This is a genomic window from Achromobacter deleyi (assembly GCF_016127315.1).
Lineage (GTDB): Bacteria > Pseudomonadota > Gammaproteobacteria > Burkholderiales > Burkholderiaceae_B > Achromobacter > Achromobacter insuavis_A.
The window spans coordinates 4,721,896-4,744,437 of record NZ_CP065997.1 but is presented as its reverse complement, the minus strand read 5'-3'; the positions used below and the strand labels follow the sequence as shown (position 1 = coordinate 4,744,437).

The window sequence follows — 22,542 nt, the reverse complement described above, 5'->3', positions numbered from 1 at the left end:
CCCATGAACCTGCCCCATCCCCGCGCGCAGCACGACGCGCTGCTGACCCACCCCGGCGCGCTGCTGGTCGTGCGCGCGCCGACCGCGCCGCCGCGCCCGGCGCCCGGGCAGCCGGGCGTGGTCTCGGATTACATCCAGGACACGCCCGAGATCTTCGTGGCGGTGCTGGCCGATGACGCCGCGCCAGGCGGCTGGCGCGCGCTGGCCTTCAATGGCCACGTCGACCTCGGCACCGGCATCCGCACCGCGCTGGCGCAGATCGTGGCCGAGGAACTGTACGTGCCGATGGCGCGGCTGGAGATGGTGCTGGGCCATACCAACGCCACTCCCAACCAGGGCCCCACCATCGCCAGCGCCAGCATCCAGATCTCGGCCGCGCCCTTGCGCCGCGCCGCGGCCCAGGCGCGCGAGCAGCTGCTGGCGCGGGCCGCGCGGCAATGGAACGTGGCGCCCGACACGCTGCGCTTGCGCGACGGCATCGTGCGGCCGGTCGATACGGCCGACGAACGCGCGCTGCACTACGGCCAATTGGTGCGGGACCAGCACACCCGGCTGGACCTGGCCGGCGACGACAGCCAGGTCCGGCTCAAGCCACCGGGCGACTACACCGTGGTGGGCCGCGCCGTGGCGCGCGTGGACATTCCCGCCAAGGCCACCGGCGAACTGAGCTTCGTGCACGACGTGCGCGTGCCCGGCATGCGCCATGGCCGCGTGGTGCGCCCGCCGCACCCCGGCCGCGACGCCGGCGACTTCATCGGCCACTGCCTGATCGACGTCGACGCCGACTCCGTCGCGCACCTGCCGGGCCGGGTCCAGGTAGTGGTGCAAGGCGATTTCATCGGCGTGGTGGCCGACCGCGAGGAACAGGCCGAAGCCGCCATGCGCGCGCTCAAGGTGCGCTGGAAGCCGGTGCCGCCCGCGCCCGCGCTCGACGACCTGGCCAGCGCCATCCGCGCCAACCCCGCGCGCCGCCGCCTGCTGCTGGAGGAAGGCGACGTCGAGGCCGCCTGTGCGGCCGCCCCCGTGCACCTGCGCCGCGCCTACGTCTGGCCCTACCAGATGCACGCCTCGATCGGACCGTCCTGCGCGGTGGCCGATCATCGCGACGGCCGCCTCACCGTCTGGGCCGGCACCCAGAATCCGCACATGCTGCGCGCCGACCTGGACCGCCTGCTCAAGCTGGGCGAAGACCGCATCGACATCGTCCGCATGGAGGCCGCCGGCTGCTATGGCCGCAACTGCGCCGACGACGTCTGCGCCGACGCAGCGCTGCTGTCGGCCGCCGTCGGCGCGCCGGTGCGGGTGCAGCTGATGCGCGACCAGGAACACCAATGGGAACCCAAGGGCACCGGCCAGCTGATGGACGTGGCCGCGGCGCTGGATGCCGACGGCAACCTGCTGGCCTATGACTTCGAGGTGCGCTATCCGTCCAACGACGCGCCGCTGCTGGCGCTGCTGCTGACCGGCGGCGTGTCCGGCGAGCCGCGCGTGCTGGAGATGGGCGACCGCACCTCGGTGCCGCCGTACCGCTATGCCAGCCGCCGCATCGTCTGCCACGACACCGCGCCGCTGGTGCGCGCGTCGTGGCTGCGCGGCGTCTCGGCGCTGCCCAGCTCGTTCGCGCACGACTGCATGGTCGATGAGCTGGCCGAGGCGGCCGGCGCCGATCCCGTCGCGTTCCGGCTCAGGCACCTGGACGATGCGCGCGCCATCGCGCTGCTGGAAGCGACCGCGGCGCGCTCCGGCTGGCATGAACGGCCACCCGGCAGCCGCGGCGCGCCCGATGCCGACGGCCGCCTGCGCGGACGCGGCGTGGCCTACGCGCGCTACGTGCACAGCAAGTTCCCCGGCTTCGGCGCCGCCTGGGCGGCCTGGGTCATCGACCTGAGCGTGGACCCGACCAGTGGACGCATCGCCATCACGCGCGTGGTGGTCGGCCAGGACACCGGCATGATCGTCAACCCCGATGGCGTGCGCCACCAGATCCATGGCAACATCAACCAGACCCTGAGCCGCTGCCTGCTCGAGCGCGTGCGGTTCGATGCGGCCGGCGTCGCCAGCCGCGAATGGGGCGGCTACCCCATCATCGGCTTCAAGGACCTGCCGCCCATCGACGTGCTGCTGATGCCGCGCCAGGACGAACCGCCGATGGGCGCCGGCGAGTCCGCCTCGATTCCCGGGCCCGCGGCCATCGCCAACGCCCTGTTCGACGCCACCGGCAGGCGCTTCTACGAGGCGCCCTTCACGCCCGACGTGGTGCGCGCCGTCCTCGCCCGCCCTGACCGCCCCCGAGATCCGCATGATTGATATCGACACCCTGGTCCTGCAACAGGCCGCGCAATGGCAGCGCGACGGCGTGCCCGCGTGGCTCGTCACGGTGGCGCGCACCTGGGGCTCGTCGCCGCGGCCGCCGGGCGCGCTGATGGCCCTGAACGCCCACGGCGACGTCGCCGGATCGGTGTCCGGCGGCTGCATCGAGGACGACCTGGTCGCCCGCGTGCGCGCCGGCGCGGCGTCGACTACGCGGCCCGAGGTCCTGCGCTATGGCGTGCACGCGGACCAGGCGCGCCAGTTCGGCCTGCCCTGCGGCGGCACCCTGGAACTGGTGATGGAAGCCATCCGCCCCGCCAGCCAGTTGCCCGCGTTGCGCGACCACTGCCTGCGCCGCGATTGCATCGAGCGCGAGCTGGACCTGGCCACCGGCGCCGTCAGCCTGCGGCCCGGCCCCGCCGACGGCCTGCCGCGCCTGACGGCCACTACCTTCACCTCGCATTTCGGCCCGTCGGTGCGGCTGATCGTGATCGGCGCGGGCGACACCACCGGCTATCTGTGCCAGATCGCGCTGACGCTGGGCTTCGAGGTCATCGTCTGCGATCCGCGCGACACCCAGTCGCCGGCCTGGACGATGCCGGGCGCGGTGCACAGCCGCGAGATGCCCGACGACCTGATCCTGCGCCTGCGGCCCGACCGCCGCACCGCCATCATCGCGCTCAGCCACGATCCCAAGCTCGATGACCTGGCGCTGATCGATGCCCTGCAGTCGCAAGCGTTCTATGTGGGCGCGATCGGATCGCGCCGCAACAGCGACACGCGCCGCGCCCGGCTGCGCGAGCATTTCGACCTGACCGACGCCGACCTGCGGCGGCTGCGCGGCCCCGCCGGCGTCTACATCGGCAGCAAGACGCCCGCCGAAATCGCCCTGTCGATCATGGCCGAGATCGTCGCCGCCAAGAACGGCGTGGCGCCCGACGCGCTGGCAAGCGTGGCCGCCGGCAAGGCGCGCGACGGCATCCCGCGGGACAGCGTCCAGCTGGCCAGCGCCTGCCCTCTCTGATTCCGCCATGCCCGCCCCCATCGCCGCCATCATCCTCGCCGCCGGGCACGGAACGCGCCTGGGCGGACGCGCCAAGCCGGCGCTGCGCATCGATGGCGTGAGCCTGCTTGAACGACTGGCCCAGGGCTTGCGCGACGCGGGCGTCGCGCCCATCCGCGCCGTCATCGGCCCGTATGCCGACCGCCTGGCGCCGCTGGCGCAACGCGCCGCGATCGAGCCGCTTCCGCATGCGCGGCCGGACGCCACGCTGGCCGATTCCCAGCGCCTGGCCCTGCACGAACACGCGCGCGTCCATCCCGGGCACGACCTGCTGCTGGTGCTGGCCGACCTGCCGCTGCTCGATGGTCGCGCCCTCGCCGACCTGCTGGCGCAATGGCACGCCTGCGCGCCCGGCACGGACAGCCTGCGCCCGCGCGTCGACGGCGCGCCGGGCCATCCATTGCTGTTGTCAGCCGCCGCGGTGCGCTCGGCCAACCTGCTGCCGCCCGGCGCCGGCCTGCGCCAATGGCTGGCCTCGCAGGACGGCCGCCATGCCACGTTCGACAGCGGCAACCGCGCCTACGTGACCGACCTGGACACGCCCGACGACCTGCGCGCATTGCGCCAAACGCTGGCGCCGGCCCGCGTCGACTGGCCGCCCGAGGCGGGCTGAGGCTCGTCCCAGATCCACCCCAAACCCGACTCAAGCCGGCGTCAACGCCGCCTCATGCCAGGCTGCGCATGGCCTGGTCCATGTCAGCGATCAGGTCTTCCTCGTGCTCCAGGCCGATGGAAATGCGGATCAGCCCTTCCGACACCCCAGCCGCGTCGCGCTCGGCCGCCGGCACGCCCGAATGCGTGGTCGAGGCCGGATGGCACACCAGCGATTCGGTGCCGCCCAGGCTCACCGCCGACTTGAACAGGCGCAGCGCGTTGATGAAGCGGAACGCCTTGGCGCGGCCGCCGTCCAGCACGAACGCGAAGGTCGAGCCCGGCCCGCTGCACTGGCGCTTGTAGACCGCCTGGTAGGCCTCATCGGCGATGATCTCGGGGTGGTAGATGCGCACCTTCTCGTGCGGGTTGCCGGCCAGCCATTGCGCCACCCGGGTGGCGCTGCGCGCCGCCTGCTTCATGCGCAGCACCACGGTTTCCATCGAGCGCGTGATCATCCAGCACGAATGCGGATCGAGCTGCGAACCGAAGGCGCTGCGGATGGCCCGCACCTTCTTGATCAGGTCCTTGGTGCCGGTGACGGCGCCGGCCACCAGGTCGCTGTGGCCGCCCACGTACTTGGTCAGCGAATACACGCACAGGTCCACGCCATGCTCGGCCGGCTTCTGGAAGATGGGGCCCAGCAGCGTGTTGTCGCACACCGAGATCGGGCGGTAGCCGTGGCGCGCGGCGAACGCGTCCAGCTCGGCCGTCACCGCCTGGAAGTCGATCAGCGCGTTGGTCGGATTGGCCGGCGTTTCCACGTAGAACAGCTTCACGGGCCCCTTGGCCGCGGCCGCTTCCAACGCGTCGCGCATGCTCTGCGCCGACAGGCCGTCGTGGATCGGATGCGAGCCGATGCCCCATTCCGGGAAGATCTTGGCGATCAGGGTCTCGGTGCCACCGTACAGCGGCACCGACTGCACCAGCTGGTCGCCGGGCCGCAGGAACGCCAGGAACACCGCGCTGATCGCCGACATGCCGCTGGAGGTCACCGCGGCGTCCTCCGAGCCGTCCAGCAGCGACAGGCGGTCCTCGACGATTTCCAGGTTGGGATGATTGAAGCGGCTGTACACCAGCCCGGCCGACTCGCCCTGCGGCAGCGGCTTGCGGCCCGACACCAGGTCGAAGAACTCGGCGCCGTCCTCGGCCGAGCGGAAAGCGAAGGTGGACGTGAGGAACACCGGCGGCTTGACCGCGCCTTCGGACAGGAACGGGTCGAAACCGTACGACATCATCTGGGTTTCGGCATGCAGGGGACGGCCGGAGATGTCTTTCTTGTGATAGCTGGAATAACTCATGGTGTGCCTCTCAAGGGGAATTGCGGCCTACCGGACGGCGGTATCACGGGTTCGGACACGATAGCGCCGCCGGCCAGGCGATGCAGCGAGTATGGGCTTGACCCGCCACAATATTCTTTCCATTTCTGTTCCAGGAATTGGATAATGGGAAATATTATTTCCTACAGCCTTGAAACCATGAAAGAGACTGCCTTGTTACATCAACTTGACGCGATCGATTGGAAAATCATGAAAATCCTTCAAGAAGATGGCCGGCTTTCCAACGCCGAACTGGCCGAGCGCGTCTCGCTGTCGGCCTCGCCCTGCTGGAAGCGCCTCAAGCGCCTGGAAAGCTCGGGCGTCATCCGCGGCTACCAGGCCATCCTCGACCGCCGCGCGCTCGGCATGGGAGTGGTGGCGTTCGTCAGCATCTCGCTGGAAAACCACACAGAGAAGACCTGCCATGCGTTCGAGGCCGCCGTGGCCGCCATGCCCGAGGTGCTGGCCTGCCACAACACCACCGGCCAGCACGACTACCTGCTGCACATCGTGGCGCGCGACTTCGACGCCTATTCCGAATTCGTGCGCAACCGGCTGCGCACGCTGCCGGGCGTCAAGGAACTGCTCAGCACGCTGTCGATGCACGAAGTGAAGTCGTCGACCAAGCTGCACCTGTGATCCGCGCCGCCAACCGAAAAACCACAATCGCAAGGAGTGTCACGAAGCTGTAGCGACCCGTACCTAGAGTGTCGATTCCGATTGAATCCCAAAGAGGACTTCCTGTTATGAAATCGACTCTCCGCATCGCGGCGGCTGGCGCCTGCCTGTCCGTCTTCAGCTTCTCCCCCGCCCTCGCGGCGACAACCCCTTCCAGTTCGGTCCAGCTCTACGGCCTGATCGACACCGGTCTGCAGTACATCAACAACGGTCCCGGCGGCAACAGCAAGACGGGCATGAGCACGGGCAACCTGAGCGGCTCGCGCTGGGGCCTGCGCGGCACCGAAGACCTGGGCGACGGCCTGTCGACCGTGTTCGTGCTGGAAAACGGCTTCGACTCCGACAACGGCCAGACCATGCAGGGCAGCCGCCTGTTCGGCCGCCAGGCCTACGTCGGCCTGTCGAGCAAGAGCCTGGGGCGCCTGACGCTGGGCCGCCACAACACGCTCATGATCGACTGGATGAGCAAGTACAACCCGTTCGACAACGCCAACTTCTCGATCAAGCGCCCCGACGCGGCCTTCTCGGATCGCACCGACAACGCGGTGATGTACGTCGGCAAGTTCGGCCCCGTGTCCGTCGGCGGCTACTACAGCTTCGGCTGGAACAACGAGCAGTCGTTCGACGACAAGACGCTGGGCCGCATGATCGGCGGCGGCGTGCGCTACCAGTCGGGCGGCCTGGACGCCGGCGTGCTCTATCACTCCAAGAACGCCGACAAGCCGGCCAAGGGCGCCAACAGCGACAACCGCGAAGACCGCATCGTGGCGGGCCTGTCGTACGACTTCGAGGGCGTCAAGGTCTACGCCGGCTACCGCTGGCTCGAGCAGAAGCTGACGCAGCGCAACTACAAGAACAACCTGACCTGGCTGGGCGTGACCTACCTGCCGGTGTCGAACAACCGCCTGTCGTTCGCCGTGTACCACCTGAACGACTCGGTCTGCGACGACATGAACAACGCCGTCTGCCCGGCTGCACAAGCCGCCGGCACCGGCCAGAAGTCCACCATGTTCGTCCTGGGCAACGAATATGACCTGTCCAAGCGCACCACCGTCTACGCCGTCGCGGCCTATGCGGTGAACGATGACAAGTCGGCGCAGAGCGTGATCGGCGGCAAGTACGGCGCCAACGTCGAGCCGGGCAAGAACCAGTTCGGCCTGAACATCGGCCTGCGGCACCGGTTTTGAACGCGATTGACTCCTCCGCGGGCGGCACGGCGATCGCCGTGCGCGGCCTGCGGCACGCCTTCAACGGCCACACCGTGCTGGACGGCGTCGACCTGGACGTGCCCGCGGGCACCGTCCTGGCGCTGCTGGGCCCGTCGGGCTGCGGCAAGAGCACCCTGCTCAAGTCGCTGGCCGGCCTGCTGCGGCCGCAGGCCGGCAGCATCGCCTTCGGCGATGCCGTCGTCTGCGACGCGCGGCGCCACGAGCCGCCGGAACGCCGCAGCCTCGGCATGGTGTTCCAGGACTACGCGCTGTGGCCGCACATGAGCGTGGCCGCCAACGTCGGCTTTCCGCTGGAAATGCGCGGCGTCGCCCGGCGCGAGCGGCCGGCCCGGGTGCAGGAAGCCCTGGCCCTGGTCGGCCTGGGCGAGCACGCCGCGCGCCGCCCCTCGGAACTGTCGGGCGGCCAGCAGCAGCGCGTCGCGCTGGCCCGCGCCATCGTGGCGCGGCCGCGCGTGCTGCTGTTCGACGAGCCGCTGTCCAACCTGGACCGGGCCCTGCGCGAATCGCTCTGCGTCGAGATCGGCGCGCTGCTGCGCCGGCTCGGCACCACCGCCGTCTATGTCACCCACGACCACGAGGAAGCCCATGCCCTGGCGCACACGATCGCCCGCATGGCCCACGGCCGCATCGCCGACCTCGTGATGTCCAAACCCCAGGACTCTGCCTAAAATGCCCAACGTACCCATTTCAAAACTACTTGCCACGTTCTTTATGACGCTTTCGTTCGGATTGGCCTCGGGCCAGGCCAAGGCGCTGACCGTTTACACCGCGGGCCCCGGCGGCCTGATCAAGCAATTGGCCGCGGGCTTCCAGGAAAAGACCGGGATCAAGGTCGACGTGTTCCAGGCCACCACCGGCAAGGTCATGGCCCGGCTCGAGGCCGAGTCGGCCAACCCGCGCGCCGACGTGCTGATCTCGGCCTCGTGGGACACCGCGCAGGACCTGGACCAGCGCGGCTGGCTGCTGGCCTATGAAAGCCCCAACGCGGCCCAGGTGCCGGCCCGCTTCAAGACCCCGACCTACGTGGCGCAGGGCATCTCGGCGCTGGGCATCGTCTGGAATTCGCGCAGCGGCACGCCCGAACCGCGCGACTGGTCCGACCTGACCGGCCCGCAATTCAAGCAGAAGGTCACCACCCCCGACCCGGCCCTGTCCGGCGCCTCGCTCGACCTGCTGCTGGGCCTGCAAAGCGCCCAGGGCGAATCGGCCTGGAAGCTGTTCGAGACGCTGCGCGACAACGGCATGACCATCGCCGGCCCCAACGCCCAGGCGCTGACGCCGGTGCTGCAAGGCGCCAAGGCGGCCGTGTTCGGCGCGGTCGACTACGTGTCGTACGCCAGCGTCGAGAAAGGCGAATCGATCAAGGTGATCTTCCCGTCCAGCGGCACCGCCATCGCGCCGCGCCCGATGATGATCCTGAAGACCACCAAGGCGCCCGACCAGGCCCGCCAGTTCATCGACTACGTGCTGTCCGAGGATGGCCAGCGCGCCGTCGCCGACGCCTGGCTGATGCCGGCGCGCCAGGACGTGGCCGGCAAGCGGCCGCTGTTCAAGGACCTGGCCCTGTTGCCCGAGACCGCGCCCGGCGCCTCGCGCGCCGAGGTGCTGGCGCGGTTCGCGCGCCTGTTCGGCCAACACTGACAGGCCGGGATGCCGGCGCGCCCGGCATCCCCTCCCCGACCATGAAAAGCGTTTTCATCCTGGCGGCCATCACCGTGGCCGCCCTGGGCGTGCTCGTCGCCCTGCCGATGGCCTTCGTCGCGCTGCAGGCCGTCTTTCCCCACCTGGCCGAAGGGTCGCTGCGCGATCCTTTCGGCGCCTGGGCCGCCACCCTGGCCACCCCGGCCGCGCTGACGCTGGTCGGCGGCACGCTCAAGCTGGGCCTGGGCGTGGCAGCCGTCAGCGCGCTCATCGGCATCCCGCTGGGCGCGCTGCGCGGCCTGTTCCAGGTGCCGCTGGCGCGGCTGTGGGACCTGCTGTTCCTGGTGCCGTTCCTGCTGCCGCCCTACATCGCCGCGCTGTCGTGGACCATGGCGCTGCAGCCGCGCGGCTACCTGGAGCAGCTGGCCGGCTTCAACCTCGGGCCGCTGCTGTTCTCGCCGGCCGGCGTGACGCTGGCAATGGGGCTGGCGATCTTCCCGGTGGTGTACTTCGCCGTCTCGCGCAGCATGGCCGCCACCGGCGCGCGGCTGGCCGAGGTGGCGCGCGTGTTCGGCGCCGGCCCCTGGCGCGCGTTCCTGCGCGTGACCTTGCCACTGGCCTTGCCGGCCATTGCCGCCAGCCTGCTGCTGGCCTTCACGCTGGCGATCGAGGAATACGGCGTGCCCGCCGCGCTGGGCTCGCAGGCCGGCGTCAGCGTCATGACCACCGCCATCGAACGGCGCCTGGCCGACTGGCCCATCGACCTGCCGGGCGCCGCCTTGCTGTCGATGGTGCTGGTGGCCCTGGCGCTGACGGCCTACGCCGTGCAGCGCGCGCTGGTCGCCGGACGCGGCTTCGAGACCACCACCGGCAAGCCCGCGCCGCTGGCGCGCGGCCGGCTGGGCGCCTGGCGCTGGCCGGTGCTCGGCCTGTTCGCGGCGGTCGCGCTGGTGGCGGTGGCGGCGCCGCTGGCGTCGATGCTGGCCGCGGCCCTGACGCGCCACGTCTCGGCCGGCCTGTCGCTGGACAACCTGACCCTGGCCAACTTCGCGGCCCTGTTCCAGGCCGGCGGCGAAGCCTGGCAGGCGCTGTCGACCAGCCTGCTGCTGGCCACCGGCACCGCGCTGGCGGCGGGCGCGGTGGGCTTGCTGGCGGCCTGGTGCGTGGCCGGGCGCCACGTGCCGGGCGCGGCCGTCATCGACGCGCTGGCGCTGCTGCCCGCGGCGCTGCCCGGCGTGGTGGTGGGGGTCGGCCTGATCCTGGCCTGGAACCAGCCGTTCTGGCCGGCCTCGCCGTATGGCACCTGGGGCATCCTGCTGCTGTCGTACACCTGCCTGCTGCTGCCCTACCCGGTGCGCTACGTCAGCGCCGCGCTGGCGCAGATCGGCGCCAACCTGGAAGCGGCGGCGCGAGTGCATGGCGCCAGCGCCGCCGCGGCCCTGCGCCGCATCGTGCTGCCGCTGGTGCTGCCCGGCCTGGCGGCTGCGATGCTGATGGTGTTCGCCGTCGCCTCGCGCGAGCTGGTGACGTCGCTGCTGCTGGCGCCCGCCGGCGTGCAGACGGTGTCGGTGTTCGTCTGGCGGCAATTCGAGCAGGGATCGGTGGGCGAAGGCATGGCCATGGCCGCGGTGGCGGTGGGCGTCAGCCTGACGCTGATGCTGGCGGCCACGTCGATCCGGCGCGGCCGGTCGGCCTAGCGGCCTGGCGACACCGTCCCCCGGCCGGCGGACGGTTCGCCGCGCGGGCGCCGCGGGTTCGAACCCACGGCGCCCGCGCGGCGTTCTACATCTGGCCTTGCACCACGCGGTTGCGGCCCTGGTTCTTGGCCTGGTAGAGGCCGCGATCGGCCACCTGGATCAGGTCGGTGCACGGCTGGTCGGCGACCGGCACGGCGGTGGCGGTGCCGATGCTGACGGTCAGCCAGGGGCCGCCGTTGGTGTCCTTCTGCGGAATCTGCATGGCCTCGACGGCGCGGCGCAGCTTCTCGGCGGCCAGCCGGGCGCTGCCCGACGGCGTGCCCGGCAGCACCAGCGCGAACTCCTCGCCGCCGAAGCGCGCGGCCAGGTCGGTGGACCGGTCGCAGCTGGCGAAGATGGTGTTGGCGACGCGCTTGAGCGCCTCGTCGCCGGCGATGTGGCCGTAGGTGTCGTTGTACGACTTGAAATGGTCCACGTCGATCATCAGCATGCTGATCTCGCGGCCGTCGCGGCGCGCGCGCAGCCATTCGGCATTGAGGTATTCGTCGAAATAGCGGCGGTTGCCCAGCCCCGTCAGGCCGTCGGAGTTGGTCAGGCGGCGCAGCTCCATATTGCTTTCCAGCAGCTGCTGCTGGCTCTGGCGCAGGGCCTGGTAGGCCTCGTCGCGCTGCACCAGCGCCAGGTACGAACGCGAGTGATAGCGGATGCGCGCCACCAGCTCGATCGAGTCGGGCAGCTTCACCAGGTAATCGTTGGCGCCGGCGGCGAAGGCCGCGCTCTTGATGGCGGGGTCTTCCTTGGTCGAGAGCACGATGATGGGGATGTCGCGCGTGACCGGATGGCTGCGGTATTCCTGCACCAGGCTCAGGCCGTCCACGCCCGGCAGCACCAGGTCCTGCAGGATCACCGTGGGCCGCGTCTGGATCGCCACGGTCAACGCCTTGTACGGGTCCGAGCAGTAGTGGAAGTCGATATTGCCCTCCGTGGCCAGGGCCCGGCGGATGGCCTCGCCGACCATGACCTGATCGTCGACCAGCAGCACCATGGCCGCATGCGAGTTCAGGTCGGCCGAGGCCGGGCTGTCAAAGGGAGGGTGCATAGTGTCTTTCCTTGATTTCTGCTTGGTCCGCCCGCTCAGGCGAAAGCCTGGATCAGGCGGGGTGCGATCTTGTCCAATGGGCGGATTTCAACGGCGGCCTGCATCGCGGCGGCCGCCTTGGGCATGCCATAGACGGCGCTGGTGGCCTGGTCCTGGGCGATGGTCAGGCAGCCGCGCTCGCGCAGCGCCTTCAGGCCGCGGGCCCCGTCCTGCCCCATGCCCGTCAGCAGCACGCCGACGGCCAGGCCGCGCCAGTGCTGCGCGACGCTATGAAAAAATACATCAATAGAGGGCCGGTACAGGCTTTCTTTCGGATTCTCGGTGTAACGCAGCGTACCATCGGCCAGCAGGTGCAGATGGTCGTCGGTGCCGGCCAGCAGCACCTGCCCCGGCAGCGGCCGTTCGCCTTCGCGCACCAGCCGCACCGGCAGCGTGATCTGGTCATTGAGCCAGTCGGCCATGCCGGCCGCGAACGAAGCGTCCACGTGCTGCACCAGCACGATGCCGGCGGGAAAATCCAGCGGAATGTCGCGCAGCAGCTGCGCCAGCGTGGACGGGCCGCCGGCCGAGGCGCCGATCACCAGCAGGCCCTGCGACGGGTCGGCCTGGGCCGCGGTGCGGGGCACCGGGCTGAGCGCGGTGCGATTGGTGCCGTAGCGGCCGATCAGCCAGCCGATATTGCGGATCTTGCGCAGCAGCGGCGCCGCCGCGGTGCGCAGGTCGGCGCTGCCAACCACCGGCGTGTCCGCCGCGTCCAGCGCGCCGTAGCCCATGGCGTCGAACACCCGCGCGGTATGACGCGCCACGTCGACCGTGACCACCACGATGGCGCAGGGCGATTCCGCCATGATGCGGCGGGTGGCCTCGACGCCGTCCATGACGGGCATGATGAGGTCCATCAGCACCACGTCGGGCCGGTCCAGGGCGCATTGCTCGACGGCCTCCTGGCCGTTGGCAGCGACCCACGCCACTTCCAGCCCCGGTTCCAGCGCAATGACGCGCCTGAGGGTTTCCACCGCCATCTGAAGATCGTTGACGATTCCGATTCTCACGTCCGCGCCTTTCCGATCAGGTCTTCCACGGCGTCCAGCAAGGCGTCGTCGTGGAAACTGCCCTTGGCCAGATAATAGTCGGCGCCGGCATCCAGCCCGCGCCGCCGGTCTTCCTCGCGATCCTTGTAAGACACTACCATCACCGGCAGGCTTTGCAACTTGGGGTCTGCCTTGATGCGCGACACCAGCTCGATGCCGTCCATGCGCGGCATGTCGACATCGGTCACCACCAAATCAAAGGCCTCGTTGCGCAGCATGTTCCAGCCGTCCATGCCGTCCACCGCCACCGCCACCTCGAAACCGCGGTTCAGCAGCAGCTTGCGTTCCAGTTCGCGCACCGTCAGCGAATCGTCCACCACCAGCACGCGCTTGCGGCGGCGCGCCTGCGCCACCGGACCGCCGCCGTCCACCCGCGCCAGTCGGCCGCCCTCGACCAGCTTCTGCACCGACAGCAGCATGTCCTCGACGTCCAGGATCAAGAGCGGCGTGCCATCGTCCATCAGCGAGCCGGCCATCACGTCCTGCACCTTGCCCAGGCGCGGATCGAGCGGCTGCACCACCAGCGTGCGCTCGCCCACGTAGCGGTCCACGGCGATGCCGTAGAGCCGGTCATGGTCGCCGACCACCACCACCGACAGCGTCTCGGCGGCCGGCGCCGGCTCGCCGGCGCGCAGGAGCTGGCGCGCCGACACCAGGCCGATCTGGCGATCCATGAAGCGGAAATGCTGGTGCCCTTCGAGCTGCTCGATGTCCTGCGCCCGCACCTGCAGCGCGTGGCTGACGTAGGCCAGCGGAAACGCGTAGATATCGCCCTGCACCTCGACCAGCAGGCTGCGCACCACCGACAGCGACAGCGGCATCTCCAGCACGAAGCGCGTGCCCTGCCCGGTCTGCTGGTGGATGCGCACCGCGCCGCGCAGCTGCCGCACCATGGTCTGCACCACGTCCAGCCCGACGCCGCGGCCCGAGATCTCGGTGACCTCGCCGCGCGTGCTGAAGCCGGACAGGAACAGGAATTCCAGCAGTTCGGCCTCGCTCAGGCGGGCCGCGGTCTCGGCGTTGGTCAGCTTGCGCTGCACCACCTCGACCCGCAGCCGGTCCAGCGAAATGCCGCCGCCGTCATCGCTCAATTCGATCAGCAGCATGCCGGCGGCATGGCGCGCCGACAGCCGGATGCGGCCTTCGGCGGGCTTGCCGGCGTCGAGCCGGTCCATCGGCATCTCGATGCCGTGATCCACCGCATTGCGCAACAGGTGCATCAGCGGCGCGTCCAGCTTGTCGAGGATGTCGCGGTCGACCTGGGTCGAATCGCCCTCGATCTCCAGCCGCACCTGCTTACCGAGCGAGCGGCCCAGGTCGCGCACCATGCGCGCCATGCCGCCCAGGCCGTCGCCGAACGGCCGCATGCGGCAGGCCAGCGCGGTGTCGTACAGGCGCTGCGCCAGGTGGCCCATGCGCCAGCCGAACTCGTCGACCTCGCCGGCGCGCTGGATCAGCTCCTGCTGGCAGGCCTCGACGATGCGCTGCGCGTCGTCCAGCGCCGCCTGGCCACGCGCGTCCACCTGCACGCCTGCCAGCGCCGCGCGCAGGCTGTCCAGGGCCTGGCCGGCGCCCGATTGCAGGCGCCGCAGGCGCAGCATCGAGGCGCTGAACGGCGCGATCCAGTGCGATTCGACCAGCGTCTCGCTGGACAGGCCAAGCAGCCTGTTGAGCGTATCGGCCGTAACCCGCAGCACCCGCTCGCCCTCGCCCAGCGTCTGGTCGGAACTGCGGCGTCCGGGCGGCGGCGCCGGCGGCGGATCGTCGGGCTGGTGGATCGGCGGCAGGAAATCCGAGGGCTTGGGCGCGCGCTCGACCACCGGCGCGGCCGGCGGCGCATTGGGTGCATTGGACAGGAGCGCCACCAGCTCGTCGATGGCGTCGCCCAGGTCGGCGCCGGGCGTGGCCACCCGCTGCAGCAGGTCCGTGCCCTGCAGCAGCGCGTCGATGTCGGCGGCCTGTAGTCGCAGGCGCCCTTCCTGCGCCGCCACCAGGCAGTCTTCCATGGCGTGCGCGATGCGCACCGCCGGATGCAGGTCGACGATGCGGGCCGCACCCTTGAGCGAGTGGGCCGCGCGCATGCAGGCCTCGAGCTGCGCGGCCGAGGTCGGATCGTGCTCCAGCGCCAGCAGGCCGTTGTTCAGCACCTGCACCTGATTGCGGGTTTCCAGCTGGAACAGCTCCAGCAGCGAGGCGTCGCGCATCTGGTCCGGGTTCACGCCAGGCTCCGTTCCAAGGCTTGCATCAACAGGGTCTCGTCCAGCACCCCGACACTGCGGGCGCCGCAGCGGATCACCCCGCGCGAATACTTCAGGCTGGCGCCTTCCACCGTGGCCGGCAGCGCCTCGAGCGCGTCCAGGTCCACGCTGTGGATGCCTTCCACTTCATCGACCGGCAGCACCACCGCGCGTCCCGCGCCGCCGAAAATCAGCATGCGCGCCGTGGCCGGCCGTTCGCGGCCGTTGTCGACCGCCGCGCCGTCCAGGCCCAGCAGGCGCCCCAGCGACACGCACACCGTCAGCGTGCCGCGCACGTTGGTCACGCCCAGCACCGCCGGATCGCGCCGGTGCGGCAGCGACAGGATGGCGCGGGTGCCGGCCACTTCGTCCAGCGCCTTGGTCGGCAGGCCGAGCCATTCGCCCTGCAGGCGGAACACCAGCAGCGACGACAGCCGCGCCTGGACCTTGCGCGCCGCGCCGTCGACCGGGGTGTCGATCTGCGGCGGCAGGCGGTCGAGAATGCGCTTGGCGGCGCCGGCATACACCGGGCAATTGCGGCAGTGCACGTACTCGGGCAGGCGCTCGCAGCGCTTGTCGCCGCGGCTGCCGATGCGGTTCCAGCAATCGTCCACTTCCGCCAGGCTGGCCAGGAAATCACTCACGGCGGGCCTCCTGGCGCGCGGCGCGCGCCTGCAGGCGGCGGGCGCCTTCCGCGTCGCCCTCGGATTCGACCAGCGCGGCCAGGTGCAGCAGCGCCTCGCGGTGGGTCGGATCCAGGTACAGCGCCTTGCGGTAGGCGGCCTGGGCCTGACGCGTGTCGCCGCCCGCGTCCTGCAGCAGGCCCAGCAGGTACAGCGCTTCGGCGCTGGCGCCATGCTGGGCAAGGTGGACGCGGCACTGGGCCATGGCTTCCTGCACCCGTCCCTGGTCGGCCAGCACGGCGATGGCGCGCAAGGCGGCCTCGATATCGGCGCCAGCGGACGCGGCCGGCATGCCGGCGGGCGATGGGCGCGACGCGGGTGGCAACGGCACGGCGGCGCGCGCGCCGGCTGCCTGCGGCGGGGTCGACATCTGGCTCTGCATCCGGGCCGGCATTTGCGTCGGCACGGACGTCGACGCGCGGGCGGATGCATGGGCCGACGCATGGACCGGCACCTGACCCGCCAGCGGCCGCGGCGCCGGCGGCATCCAGGCCGCCGCCGCGGGCTCCGCCGGCTTCGCCGCCTCGGCGCGGAAGGCGAAGGCGCGCGCCAGCGGCAGCGCCGGCAGGCGCCGCCCGGTCATCAGGCTGGTCTCGGCCGGCCCCACGAACAGCACGCCGTCGCGGCGCGCGAAACCCTTGAGCAGCGCCACCGCCCGCTCCTGCGTGGCGGCGTCGAAATAGATCAGCAGATTGCGGCAGAACACGAAATCGTAGGGCAGCACGTTCGGCAGCAGATGCGCATCGAACAGGTTGCCCGCCAGGAAACGCACCCGCGCCATCACGGCGTCGGCCAGCTGATGGCCATCGGCGGTCTCGGTGAAGTGGCGGTCGCGATACGACAGGTTGTCGCCGCGGAACGAATTGCGGCCATAACAGGCGCGGCGGGCGAACTCGACCATGCGTTCGCTGATGTCCACCGCGTCGATCTGGAAGCGCGCCGGCGGCACCCCCGCGTCGAGCAGCGCCATGGCGATGGAATACGGTTCCTCGCCACTGGAACAGGGCACGCTCAGCACCCGCAGCACGCGCGCCTCGGCGCCCGGCGCGAACAGGCGCTCGCGCGCCAGCGTCGCCATCGCCGCCTGCGACTCCGGATAGCGGAAGAACCAGGTCTCCGGCACGATCACCGCCTCGATCAGCTGCTGCATCTCGGCCGGCGAGGCCTGCAGGCGCGCCAGGTATTCCTGCTCGTCGTCGCTGTCCACCGCCTGCATGCGATGGCGCACCGCGCGCTCGATCGCGGCGCTGCCGATGGAGCCGCTGTCCAGCCCCATCTTGCGCTTGAGCACCGCGCTGAAGTCAGCCACCCTTATCATGCCCGGGCTCCTTCTTCTGGCGTCGCCGCCACCGGAAACAGCAGCGTCCGCACCGCTTCGGGCAACAGATCGGCCACCTTGACCGCCTGCACCATGCCGCGGGCATCGCTCAGCACCGGCCCCAGGTAGCGCGCCTGCGGCGTCTCCAGGCCGGCCGGCTGGAATGCCGCCGGATCATAGTGCGTGGTCTCGGTGGCCTGCTCCAGGATCAGTCCCAGCAGGCGTTCGTCATGCGCGCCCGCGGGCCGGTAGCGCACCAGCGCCAGCCGTGTGCTGGTCACCAGCGTCGCGGCGCCGGCCCCAGCCAGCGCGCTCAGGTCGATGGCCGGCACGGCCGTGCCGCGGCAATCGAACATGCCCGCGACCCAGGACGGCGTGCCCGGCACCTGCTTGAACGTGCGCATGCCCAGCACCTCGATCACGTCGGCGGCGTCCAGCGCATAGCGATCCGCGGCGATGCGGAACAGCAGGTACAGCCGGCGCCGGGCGGTGGCGCCGGCGGCCGCGGATGGGATCGGGGCCTGGTCGGGCATGGAACGTCAGACCTTGAAGCGCGACACGCCGCTGCGCAGGTCGTTGGCCACCAGCGTCAGTTCCTCGATCGCCAGGCTCGACTGGCGCAGCGATTCCACCGTCTGCTGGGCGGCATCGCTCAACTGCTGTAGCGCCTGGTTGATCTGCTCGGCGCCCGTGGCCTGCGCCTGCATGCCTTCGTTGACCATCAGCACGCGCGGCGCCAGCGTCTGCACCTGCTGGATGATCTGCGAAAGCTGGTCGCCCACCTGCTGCATGTCGGCCATGCCGCGCCGCACTTCTTCCGAGAACTTGTCCATGCCCATGACGCCGGCCGACACCGACGACTGGATCTCGCGCACCATCTGCTCGATGTCGTAGGTGGCCACGGCGGTCTGGTCCGCCAGGCGGCGGATCTCGGTCGCCACCACCACGAAGCCGCGGCCGTACTCGCCGGCCTTTTCGGCCTCGATGGCGGCGTTCAGCGACAGCAGGTTGGTCTGGTCGGCCACCTTCGTGATCGTGGTGACCACTTGCGTGATATTGCCAGCCTTCTCGTTCAGGATGGCCAGCTTGGCGTTGACCGAACCGGCCGCGCCGACCACGTTGCGCATGGTGTCTTCCATGCGCGCCAGGCCGACCTGGCCGCTGCCGGCCAGCGACGCGGTCTGCTCGGCGGCGTTGGACACTTCGGTCATGGTGCGCACCAGCTCGCGCGAGGTCGCCGAGATCTCGCGCGAGGTGGCGCCGATCTCGGTGGTGGTGGCCGCCACTTCCGACGCGGTGGCCTGTTGCTGCTTGGAGGTGGCCGCGATCTCGGTCACCGAGGTCGCCACCTGCACCGCCGAACGCTGAGTCTTGCCGACCAGCCCGGTCAGCTCGTCGACCATGCCATTGAAACCGCTCTCGATGGCGTTGAATTCGTCCTTGCGCGCCAGCGTCAGGCGGCGCGTCAGGTCGCCGCCGCCGGTCGATTCGAGCGTCTTGACGATGCTGCTCATGGGATTGACGATGGCGCGCATCAACAGGATGCCGCAGATGATGGCGGCGGCAATCGCCAGGCCCAGCGACACCAGCATGCCGACCTCGGCCTTGTCCACCGCGCGCTGGATGCTGACCGCCGAGTCATCGGCCTGCTGCTTGTTGGCCGCCACCATGTTGGCCAGCACATCGCGGCCGACGTAGAACGCCGGCCGCAGGTCCGACTTGATCTTGGCCGCCACCCGGGCCGGATCCGACACCATCGTCGGATCCAGGATCTCGGCGCGGATGCGCATGTAGGTCTGCAACGCCCGCTCGAACTCGTTGAACATCCGCTGGTCGTCGCCACGCACCACAGTGCGCCGGTACTGCTCGATGTTCTCGTGCAGCAACTGGTCATTCTTGGGCAGCGCGGCCAGCCCCGCCTGGCGTTCCTGCTCGGTCTCGCCGTTGAAGGCATCCTGCACCACCACGAAACCGGCGAACCACGACGAACGGATCGACGTGCTGTAGTAGATCCCCGGCACCGCGTCCGTGTTGATCGATTCGGCCTCGGCCTCGACCTGCAGCAACCGCTGGTAATCGACCACCACCATCAAGCCCATGATGGCCAGGATCACCAGGAAGCTGGCGATGATGCGCTCGCGTAGTGTCAGATTCTTCATACCGGAGGACCTTTGTGCTGTATCGGTACGCCCCCGCCTGGAACGGCGTGGACGACACGTCCGGCGCACCCTGCGGCGCCCGCGGACGCCACATTCATGACCGGATGTGGAAATAATCGACAATTATTGCAAACGCGGGCCCGCTCAGCTACGGAAAAACAGGGGAAACCCGCAATTCCATGCCTGCTTCGTCGGGAAAAAGCCAAGCCCGGTTACACGGGCTTGTGTTTTCGTGTGACAACGCGTAGCGAACGGCCGCAATCCTGCGGTCAAATTCAGCCCCACAAGCCCTGTGGCGGACGGGCCTGGACCCAGTCGCGCACCTGCTCGTGGGCGTGCGCCAGCTGCAGCACCGCCAGATCGCCGCGCGGCGGGCCGATCAGCTGCATGCCCATCGGCAGCCCGGCGGCGCCGAACCCCACCGGCACGCTGATGACCGGGCAGCCGGCCAGCGTCCACGGCGTGACGGTCTCCATCCAGCGGTGATAGGTATCCATGGCGCGCCCGGCGATCTGCTTGGGCCAGTCCAGTTGCGCATCGAACGGAAACACCTGCGCCGACGGCACCGCCAGGTAGTCCACCTCCTGGAAGATGCCGAGCACGGCCTGGTACCAGGCGCTGCGCTCCTCGGTGGCCTGGTAGACCTGCCGCGCCGTCATGCCGTCCAGCCCCTCGACCTCCCAGATCAGCGCCGGCTTGACCAGCTTGCGGGTCTGCGGATCGTTCACCAGCGCATGAAACTGCCCGCCCACCATCAGGTGGCGGTGGGCCAGCCAGATGCGCCAGAGCCGCTCGCCGTCGAACGGCACGCGGTAATCGTCCACCTGGCAGCCCGCCGCCCCCAGGTCCGCCAGCGCCTGGACGCACAGGTCCAGGATGCCCGGTTCCATCGCCAGATAGCCGTTCCAGTCGCCGAGCCAGCCGATGCGCCGGCCGCGCAGGTCGGCTTCCAGCGGCTGCGCGAACACGGCCGGATCGTCGCCCAGCGACAGCGGCACGCGCGGGTCGGGCCCCGCCATCACCGACAGCATCCGCGCCACGTCGCGCGGCGTGCGGCCCATCGGGCCTTCATACGACAGTTGCTTGAGGAACACCTCGTTGGACGGGCCATACGGCACCCGCCCCGCCGACGGCCGCATGCCGTACACGTTGCAGAAGGCCGCCGGGTTGCGCAGCGAGCCGCCGAAGTCGCTGCCGTCGGCCACCGGCAGCATGCGCGCGGCCAGCGCTGCCGCCGCCCCGCCGCTGCTGCCGCCGGCGCTCTTGGAGGCGTCGTAGGGATTGACCGTGGTGCCGTAGACCTGGTTGTAGGTGTGCGAGCCCAGGCCGAATTCCGGCACGTTGGTGCGGCCGATGAAAATGGCCCCGGCCGCGCGCATGCGCTCGACCAGGATGGAGTCGTGGCCCGTCACCTGGTCCTTGAACACCAGCGAGCCCATCGAGGTCACCATGCCGCGCACCGCGGTCAGGTCCTTGGGCGCCTGCGGCATGCCGTGCAGCCAGCCCAGCCACTGCCCCGCCGCCAGCTGGGCGTCGCGTTCGTCGGCCTCGCGCAGCAGCTCGCGCGGCTCGCGCCGCGCCACCAGCGCATTGAGCTTGGGGTTGACCGCGTCGATATGCCCCAGATAGGCCGTCATCACTTCACGGCACGACACGCGCCGCTGGCGGATCGCGTCCGACAGCGCGTGGGCGGGCATGGCGACGATATCGTCCAGGCGGCCGCCGGCCGCCGGGGTGGCTGCATTCATGGTGTTGTCTCCTCTTTTTGCTTTGCAGGCCGACGATACTACGCCAGCGCCGCACAGGCCCATGACGCGGCGGCGCCCTGGAGACAGGCGCCGGGTCAGGCCGCCGGGCGCGCGAACACCAGCAAGGTGGACGTGGCCGAGGCCAGCAGGCGGCCCTCGGCGTCGGTCAGCTTGGCCTCGGCGTACGCCACCCGCTGGCCGAACGACAGCACCCGCCCCTCGGCCCGCAGCCGGCCGCTGTGGCGCGTGATGGCCTTGTGATAGGCCACCTTGAGTTCCAGCGTGGTGTAGGCCTGCTCGGCCGACAGGCGCGAATGCACCGCGCAGCCGCAGGCCGAATCCAGCAGGGTCGCGGCATAGCCGCCATGCACCGTGCCGATCGGGTTGTAGGCATGCGGGCCGGGCGTGCCGGCGAACACCGCCAGCCCTTCCTCGGCCTCGACGAAATCGAAATCCAGCGACACCAGGATGCCCGGCTTGCGGCCCGAGGCCAGCAAGGCGCGCAGCTGCGCCAGGCCATCCAGGCCCGCGCCGGTCTGGTCGACCAGGCTGGGTTCGCGTTGCGCGGCGGTGCCGGCGGGAATCGAAGCGGAAGTCATGCGCGGTCCTCCTGAGTGAAAACATCGACGGGATGTTTATATGATGAACATCATATATCAAGCCGCGCCCTGGCGTGGCAGCCTTGACCCGGCGTCGTGTCACCGTCTCAGGGAAACAACTGCTGCGCCAGGTGATCCACGAACACCCGCAGCTTGGGCGACGGATGGCGGCTGGCGGGCCACACCGCCCACATGGTGGCGTTGCCCCGGGTGCGTTCGTCCAGCACCGTGACCAGCTTGCCCGCGGCCAGTTCTTCCTTGATGGTGAAATCCGGCAGGCAGGCGATCCCAAGCCCGCCAAGCGCCAGGAAGATGCGGGTCTCGACGCTGTTGCAGACCAGCGTCAGCGGCAATTCGGGCGCGGCGGCGCCGGCGGCCGTCTTCAAAGGCCATTGCTCCAGCTTGCCGGTGCTGGGAAAGCGGTAATGCAGGCAGCAATGGCGCAGCAGCTCGCTGGCGCGGCGCGGCGTGCCATGCCGCGCCAGGTAGTCGGGCGAGGCCGCCAGGATGCGGCGGAACGGCCCCAGCCGGCGGCGCTTCAGGCCGGAGTCCTGCATCTCGCCGGAACGCACCACGGCGTCATACCCCTCGCCGATCACGTCGACCATGCGGTCGGTGAAATCCAGGTCCAGCCGCACCTGCGGATACTGCTTCATGAACGTGGCGATGGCCGGCTCGAACAGCCGGCTATAGCGCGGCAGGCTGACGCGCAGCCGGCCGCTGGGCGTGCCGGCGGCCTCCGACAGTTCCAGCTCGGCGGCCTCGACTTCGCACAGGATGCGGCGGCAGCGCTCCAGGAATTTCTCGCCCTCCGGGGTCAGGGTGATGTGGCGGGTGCTGCGGTGGAACAGCCGCACCTTCAGGTGCGCTTCCATCCGCGCCACGCTCTTGCCCACGGCCGAGGGCGACACGCCCAGCACCCGCCCCGCCTCCGCGAAGCTGCGCGTGTCCGCCACCAGCACGAAAACGCCGATACCGCTCAGGCTGTCCATCGCCAATTCCTTCAATGCGGACACCTAT

General features: G+C 70.1%; 19 protein-coding genes. 8 read left to right on the top strand and 11 right to left on the bottom strand.

What is annotated here, in order from left to right:
• Positions 1-3: 3 nt before the first annotated feature.
• From I6I07_RS21545 to I6I07_RS21535, 3 genes are read left to right on the top strand one after another with little or no spacing between them, the layout of a single operon-like run.
• Positions 4-2,307, top strand: coding sequence for a xanthine dehydrogenase family protein molybdopterin-binding subunit (locus I6I07_RS21545; protein ID WP_198483644.1), 2,304 nt, complete (start codon positions 4-6; stop codon positions 2,305-2,307).
• Positions 2,300-3,334 (top strand): XdhC family protein, encoded by a 1,035-nt coding sequence (locus I6I07_RS21540; protein WP_198483643.1) that lies wholly within the window; start codon positions 2,300-2,302, stop codon positions 3,332-3,334. Before I6I07_RS21545 ends, I6I07_RS21540 begins: the two co-directional genes overlap by 8 nt.
• Positions 3,335-3,341: 7 nt before the next feature.
• Entirely contained in the window at positions 3,342-3,986 is a 645-nt protein-coding gene (locus tag I6I07_RS21535) for a nucleotidyltransferase family protein (protein ID WP_198483642.1), read from the top strand.
• A gap of 52 nt (positions 3,987-4,038) precedes the next feature.
• On the opposite strand, the gene I6I07_RS21530 is transcribed toward I6I07_RS21535, so the two are convergent.
• Entirely contained in the window at positions 4,039-5,325 is a 1,287-nt protein-coding gene (locus tag I6I07_RS21530; protein WP_006395473.1) for a cystathionine gamma-synthase family protein, read from the bottom strand.
• A gap of 228 nt (positions 5,326-5,553) precedes the next feature.
• Between I6I07_RS21530 and I6I07_RS21525 the strand changes: the two genes are divergently transcribed.
• From I6I07_RS21525 to I6I07_RS21505, 5 genes are all read left to right on the top strand, one after another.
• A complete protein-coding gene (locus I6I07_RS21525; RefSeq protein WP_054415582.1) occupies positions 5,554-5,982 on the top strand; it encodes an Lrp/AsnC family transcriptional regulator in 429 nt (142 codons plus the stop codon).
• 107 nt (positions 5,983-6,089) lie between these two features.
• Positions 6,090-7,208: a porin gene (locus tag I6I07_RS21520; RefSeq protein ID WP_198483641.1), complete on the top strand. Its 1,119-nt coding sequence runs from the start codon at positions 6,090-6,092 to the stop codon at positions 7,206-7,208.
• The gene (locus I6I07_RS21515; RefSeq protein ID WP_198483640.1) at positions 7,205-7,918 is read left to right on the top strand and encodes an ABC transporter ATP-binding protein; all 714 of its coding nucleotides are present in this window, start codon (positions 7,205-7,207) and stop codon (positions 7,916-7,918) included. Before I6I07_RS21520 ends, I6I07_RS21515 begins: the two co-directional genes overlap by 4 nt.
• A gap of 43 nt (positions 7,919-7,961) precedes the next feature.
• Positions 7,962-8,891, top strand: a complete 930-nt coding sequence (locus I6I07_RS21510) for an ABC transporter substrate-binding protein (protein ID WP_198483639.1) — start codon at positions 7,962-7,964, stop codon at positions 8,889-8,891.
• A 41-nt stretch (positions 8,892-8,932) separates the two neighbouring features.
• Positions 8,933-10,588 carry an ABC transporter permease gene (locus I6I07_RS21505; RefSeq protein WP_006395478.1) on the top strand — a complete coding sequence of 552 codons (1,656 nt, stop codon included), beginning with the start codon at positions 8,933-8,935 and terminating at the stop codon, positions 10,586-10,588.
• 85 nt (positions 10,589-10,673) lie between these two features.
• On the opposite strand, the gene I6I07_RS21500 is transcribed toward I6I07_RS21505, so the two are convergent.
• The 10 genes from I6I07_RS21500 to I6I07_RS21455 form a co-directional block, all read right to left on the bottom strand.
• Positions 10,674-11,687 carry a response regulator gene (locus I6I07_RS21500; RefSeq protein ID WP_198483638.1) on the bottom strand — a complete coding sequence of 338 codons (1,014 nt, stop codon included), beginning with the start codon at positions 11,685-11,687 and terminating at the stop codon, positions 10,674-10,676.
• Positions 11,688-11,722: 35 nt separating this feature from the next.
• Positions 11,723-12,739, bottom strand: coding sequence for a chemotaxis response regulator protein-glutamate methylesterase (locus I6I07_RS21495; protein WP_198483637.1), 1,017 nt, complete (start codon positions 12,737-12,739; stop codon positions 11,723-11,725).
• The gene (locus tag I6I07_RS21490) at positions 12,736-14,997 is read right to left on the bottom strand and encodes a hybrid sensor histidine kinase/response regulator (RefSeq protein ID WP_198483636.1); all 2,262 of its coding nucleotides are present in this window, start codon (positions 14,995-14,997) and stop codon (positions 12,736-12,738) included. Before I6I07_RS21490 ends, I6I07_RS21495 begins: the two co-directional genes overlap by 4 nt.
• Positions 14,994-15,659: a chemotaxis protein CheW gene (locus I6I07_RS21485; RefSeq protein WP_006395483.1), complete on the bottom strand. Its 666-nt coding sequence runs from the start codon at positions 15,657-15,659 to the stop codon at positions 14,994-14,996. The genes I6I07_RS21490 and I6I07_RS21485 overlap by 4 nt, the downstream gene beginning before the upstream one ends.
• A complete protein-coding gene (locus I6I07_RS21480; protein WP_198483635.1) occupies positions 15,652-17,016 on the bottom strand; it encodes a CheR family methyltransferase in 1,365 nt (454 codons plus the stop codon). The genes I6I07_RS21485 and I6I07_RS21480 overlap by 8 nt, the downstream gene beginning before the upstream one ends.
• Positions 17,013-17,549 carry a chemotaxis protein CheW gene (locus I6I07_RS21475; protein WP_198483634.1) on the bottom strand — a complete coding sequence of 179 codons (537 nt, stop codon included), beginning with the start codon at positions 17,547-17,549 and terminating at the stop codon, positions 17,013-17,015. The genes I6I07_RS21480 and I6I07_RS21475 overlap by 4 nt, the downstream gene beginning before the upstream one ends.
• A gap of 6 nt (positions 17,550-17,555) precedes the next feature.
• Positions 17,556-19,175 carry a methyl-accepting chemotaxis protein gene (locus I6I07_RS21470; RefSeq protein WP_006395488.1) on the bottom strand — a complete coding sequence of 540 codons (1,620 nt, stop codon included), beginning with the start codon at positions 19,173-19,175 and terminating at the stop codon, positions 17,556-17,558.
• A gap of 275 nt (positions 19,176-19,450) precedes the next feature.
• Positions 19,451-20,923: an amidase gene (locus I6I07_RS21465; RefSeq protein WP_198483633.1), complete on the bottom strand. Its 1,473-nt coding sequence runs from the start codon at positions 20,921-20,923 to the stop codon at positions 19,451-19,453.
• Between the two features lie 95 nt (positions 20,924-21,018).
• Positions 21,019-21,522, bottom strand: a complete 504-nt coding sequence (locus I6I07_RS21460) for a PaaI family thioesterase (protein WP_061070938.1) — start codon at positions 21,520-21,522, stop codon at positions 21,019-21,021.
• A gap of 107 nt (positions 21,523-21,629) precedes the next feature.
• Positions 21,630-22,514 (bottom strand): LysR family transcriptional regulator, encoded by an 885-nt coding sequence (locus I6I07_RS21455; protein WP_198483632.1) that lies wholly within the window; start codon positions 22,512-22,514, stop codon positions 21,630-21,632.
• Between the last annotated feature and the right edge of the window lie 28 nt (positions 22,515-22,542).

Coding starts and splice junctions, on each gene's coding strand:
- I6I07_RS21545 (WP_198483644.1), top strand. CDS start 4: ATGAACCTGCCCCATCCCCGCGCGCAGCACGACGCGCTGCTGACCCAC.
- I6I07_RS21540 (WP_198483643.1), top strand. CDS start 2,300: ATGATTGATATCGACACCCTGGTCCTGCAACAGGCCGCGCAATGGCAG.
- I6I07_RS21535 (WP_198483642.1), top strand. CDS start 3,342: ATGCCCGCCCCCATCGCCGCCATCATCCTCGCCGCCGGGCACGGAACG.
- I6I07_RS21530 (WP_006395473.1), bottom strand. CDS start 5,325: ATGAGTTATTCCAGCTATCACAAGAAAGACATCTCCGGCCGTCCCCTG.
- I6I07_RS21525 (WP_054415582.1), top strand. CDS start 5,554: ATGAAAATCCTTCAAGAAGATGGCCGGCTTTCCAACGCCGAACTGGCC.
- I6I07_RS21520 (WP_198483641.1), top strand. CDS start 6,090: ATGAAATCGACTCTCCGCATCGCGGCGGCTGGCGCCTGCCTGTCCGTC.
- I6I07_RS21510 (WP_198483639.1), top strand. CDS start 7,962: ATGACGCTTTCGTTCGGATTGGCCTCGGGCCAGGCCAAGGCGCTGACC.
- I6I07_RS21505 (WP_006395478.1), top strand. CDS start 8,933: ATGAAAAGCGTTTTCATCCTGGCGGCCATCACCGTGGCCGCCCTGGGC.
- I6I07_RS21500 (WP_198483638.1), bottom strand. CDS start 11,687: ATGCACCCTCCCTTTGACAGCCCGGCCTCGGCCGACCTGAACTCGCAT.
- I6I07_RS21480 (WP_198483635.1), bottom strand. CDS start 17,016: ATGATAAGGGTGGCTGACTTCAGCGCGGTGCTCAAGCGCAAGATGGGG.
- I6I07_RS21475 (WP_198483634.1), bottom strand. CDS start 17,549: ATGCCCGACCAGGCCCCGATCCCATCCGCGGCCGCCGGCGCCACCGCC.
- I6I07_RS21470 (WP_006395488.1), bottom strand. CDS start 19,175: ATGAAGAATCTGACACTACGCGAGCGCATCATCGCCAGCTTCCTGGTG.
- I6I07_RS21465 (WP_198483633.1), bottom strand. CDS start 20,923: ATGAATGCAGCCACCCCGGCGGCCGGCGGCCGCCTGGACGATATCGTC.
- I6I07_RS21460 (WP_061070938.1), bottom strand. CDS start 21,522: ATGACTTCCGCTTCGATTCCCGCCGGCACCGCCGCGCAACGCGAACCC.
- I6I07_RS21455 (WP_198483632.1), bottom strand. CDS start 22,514: ATGGACAGCCTGAGCGGTATCGGCGTTTTCGTGCTGGTGGCGGACACG.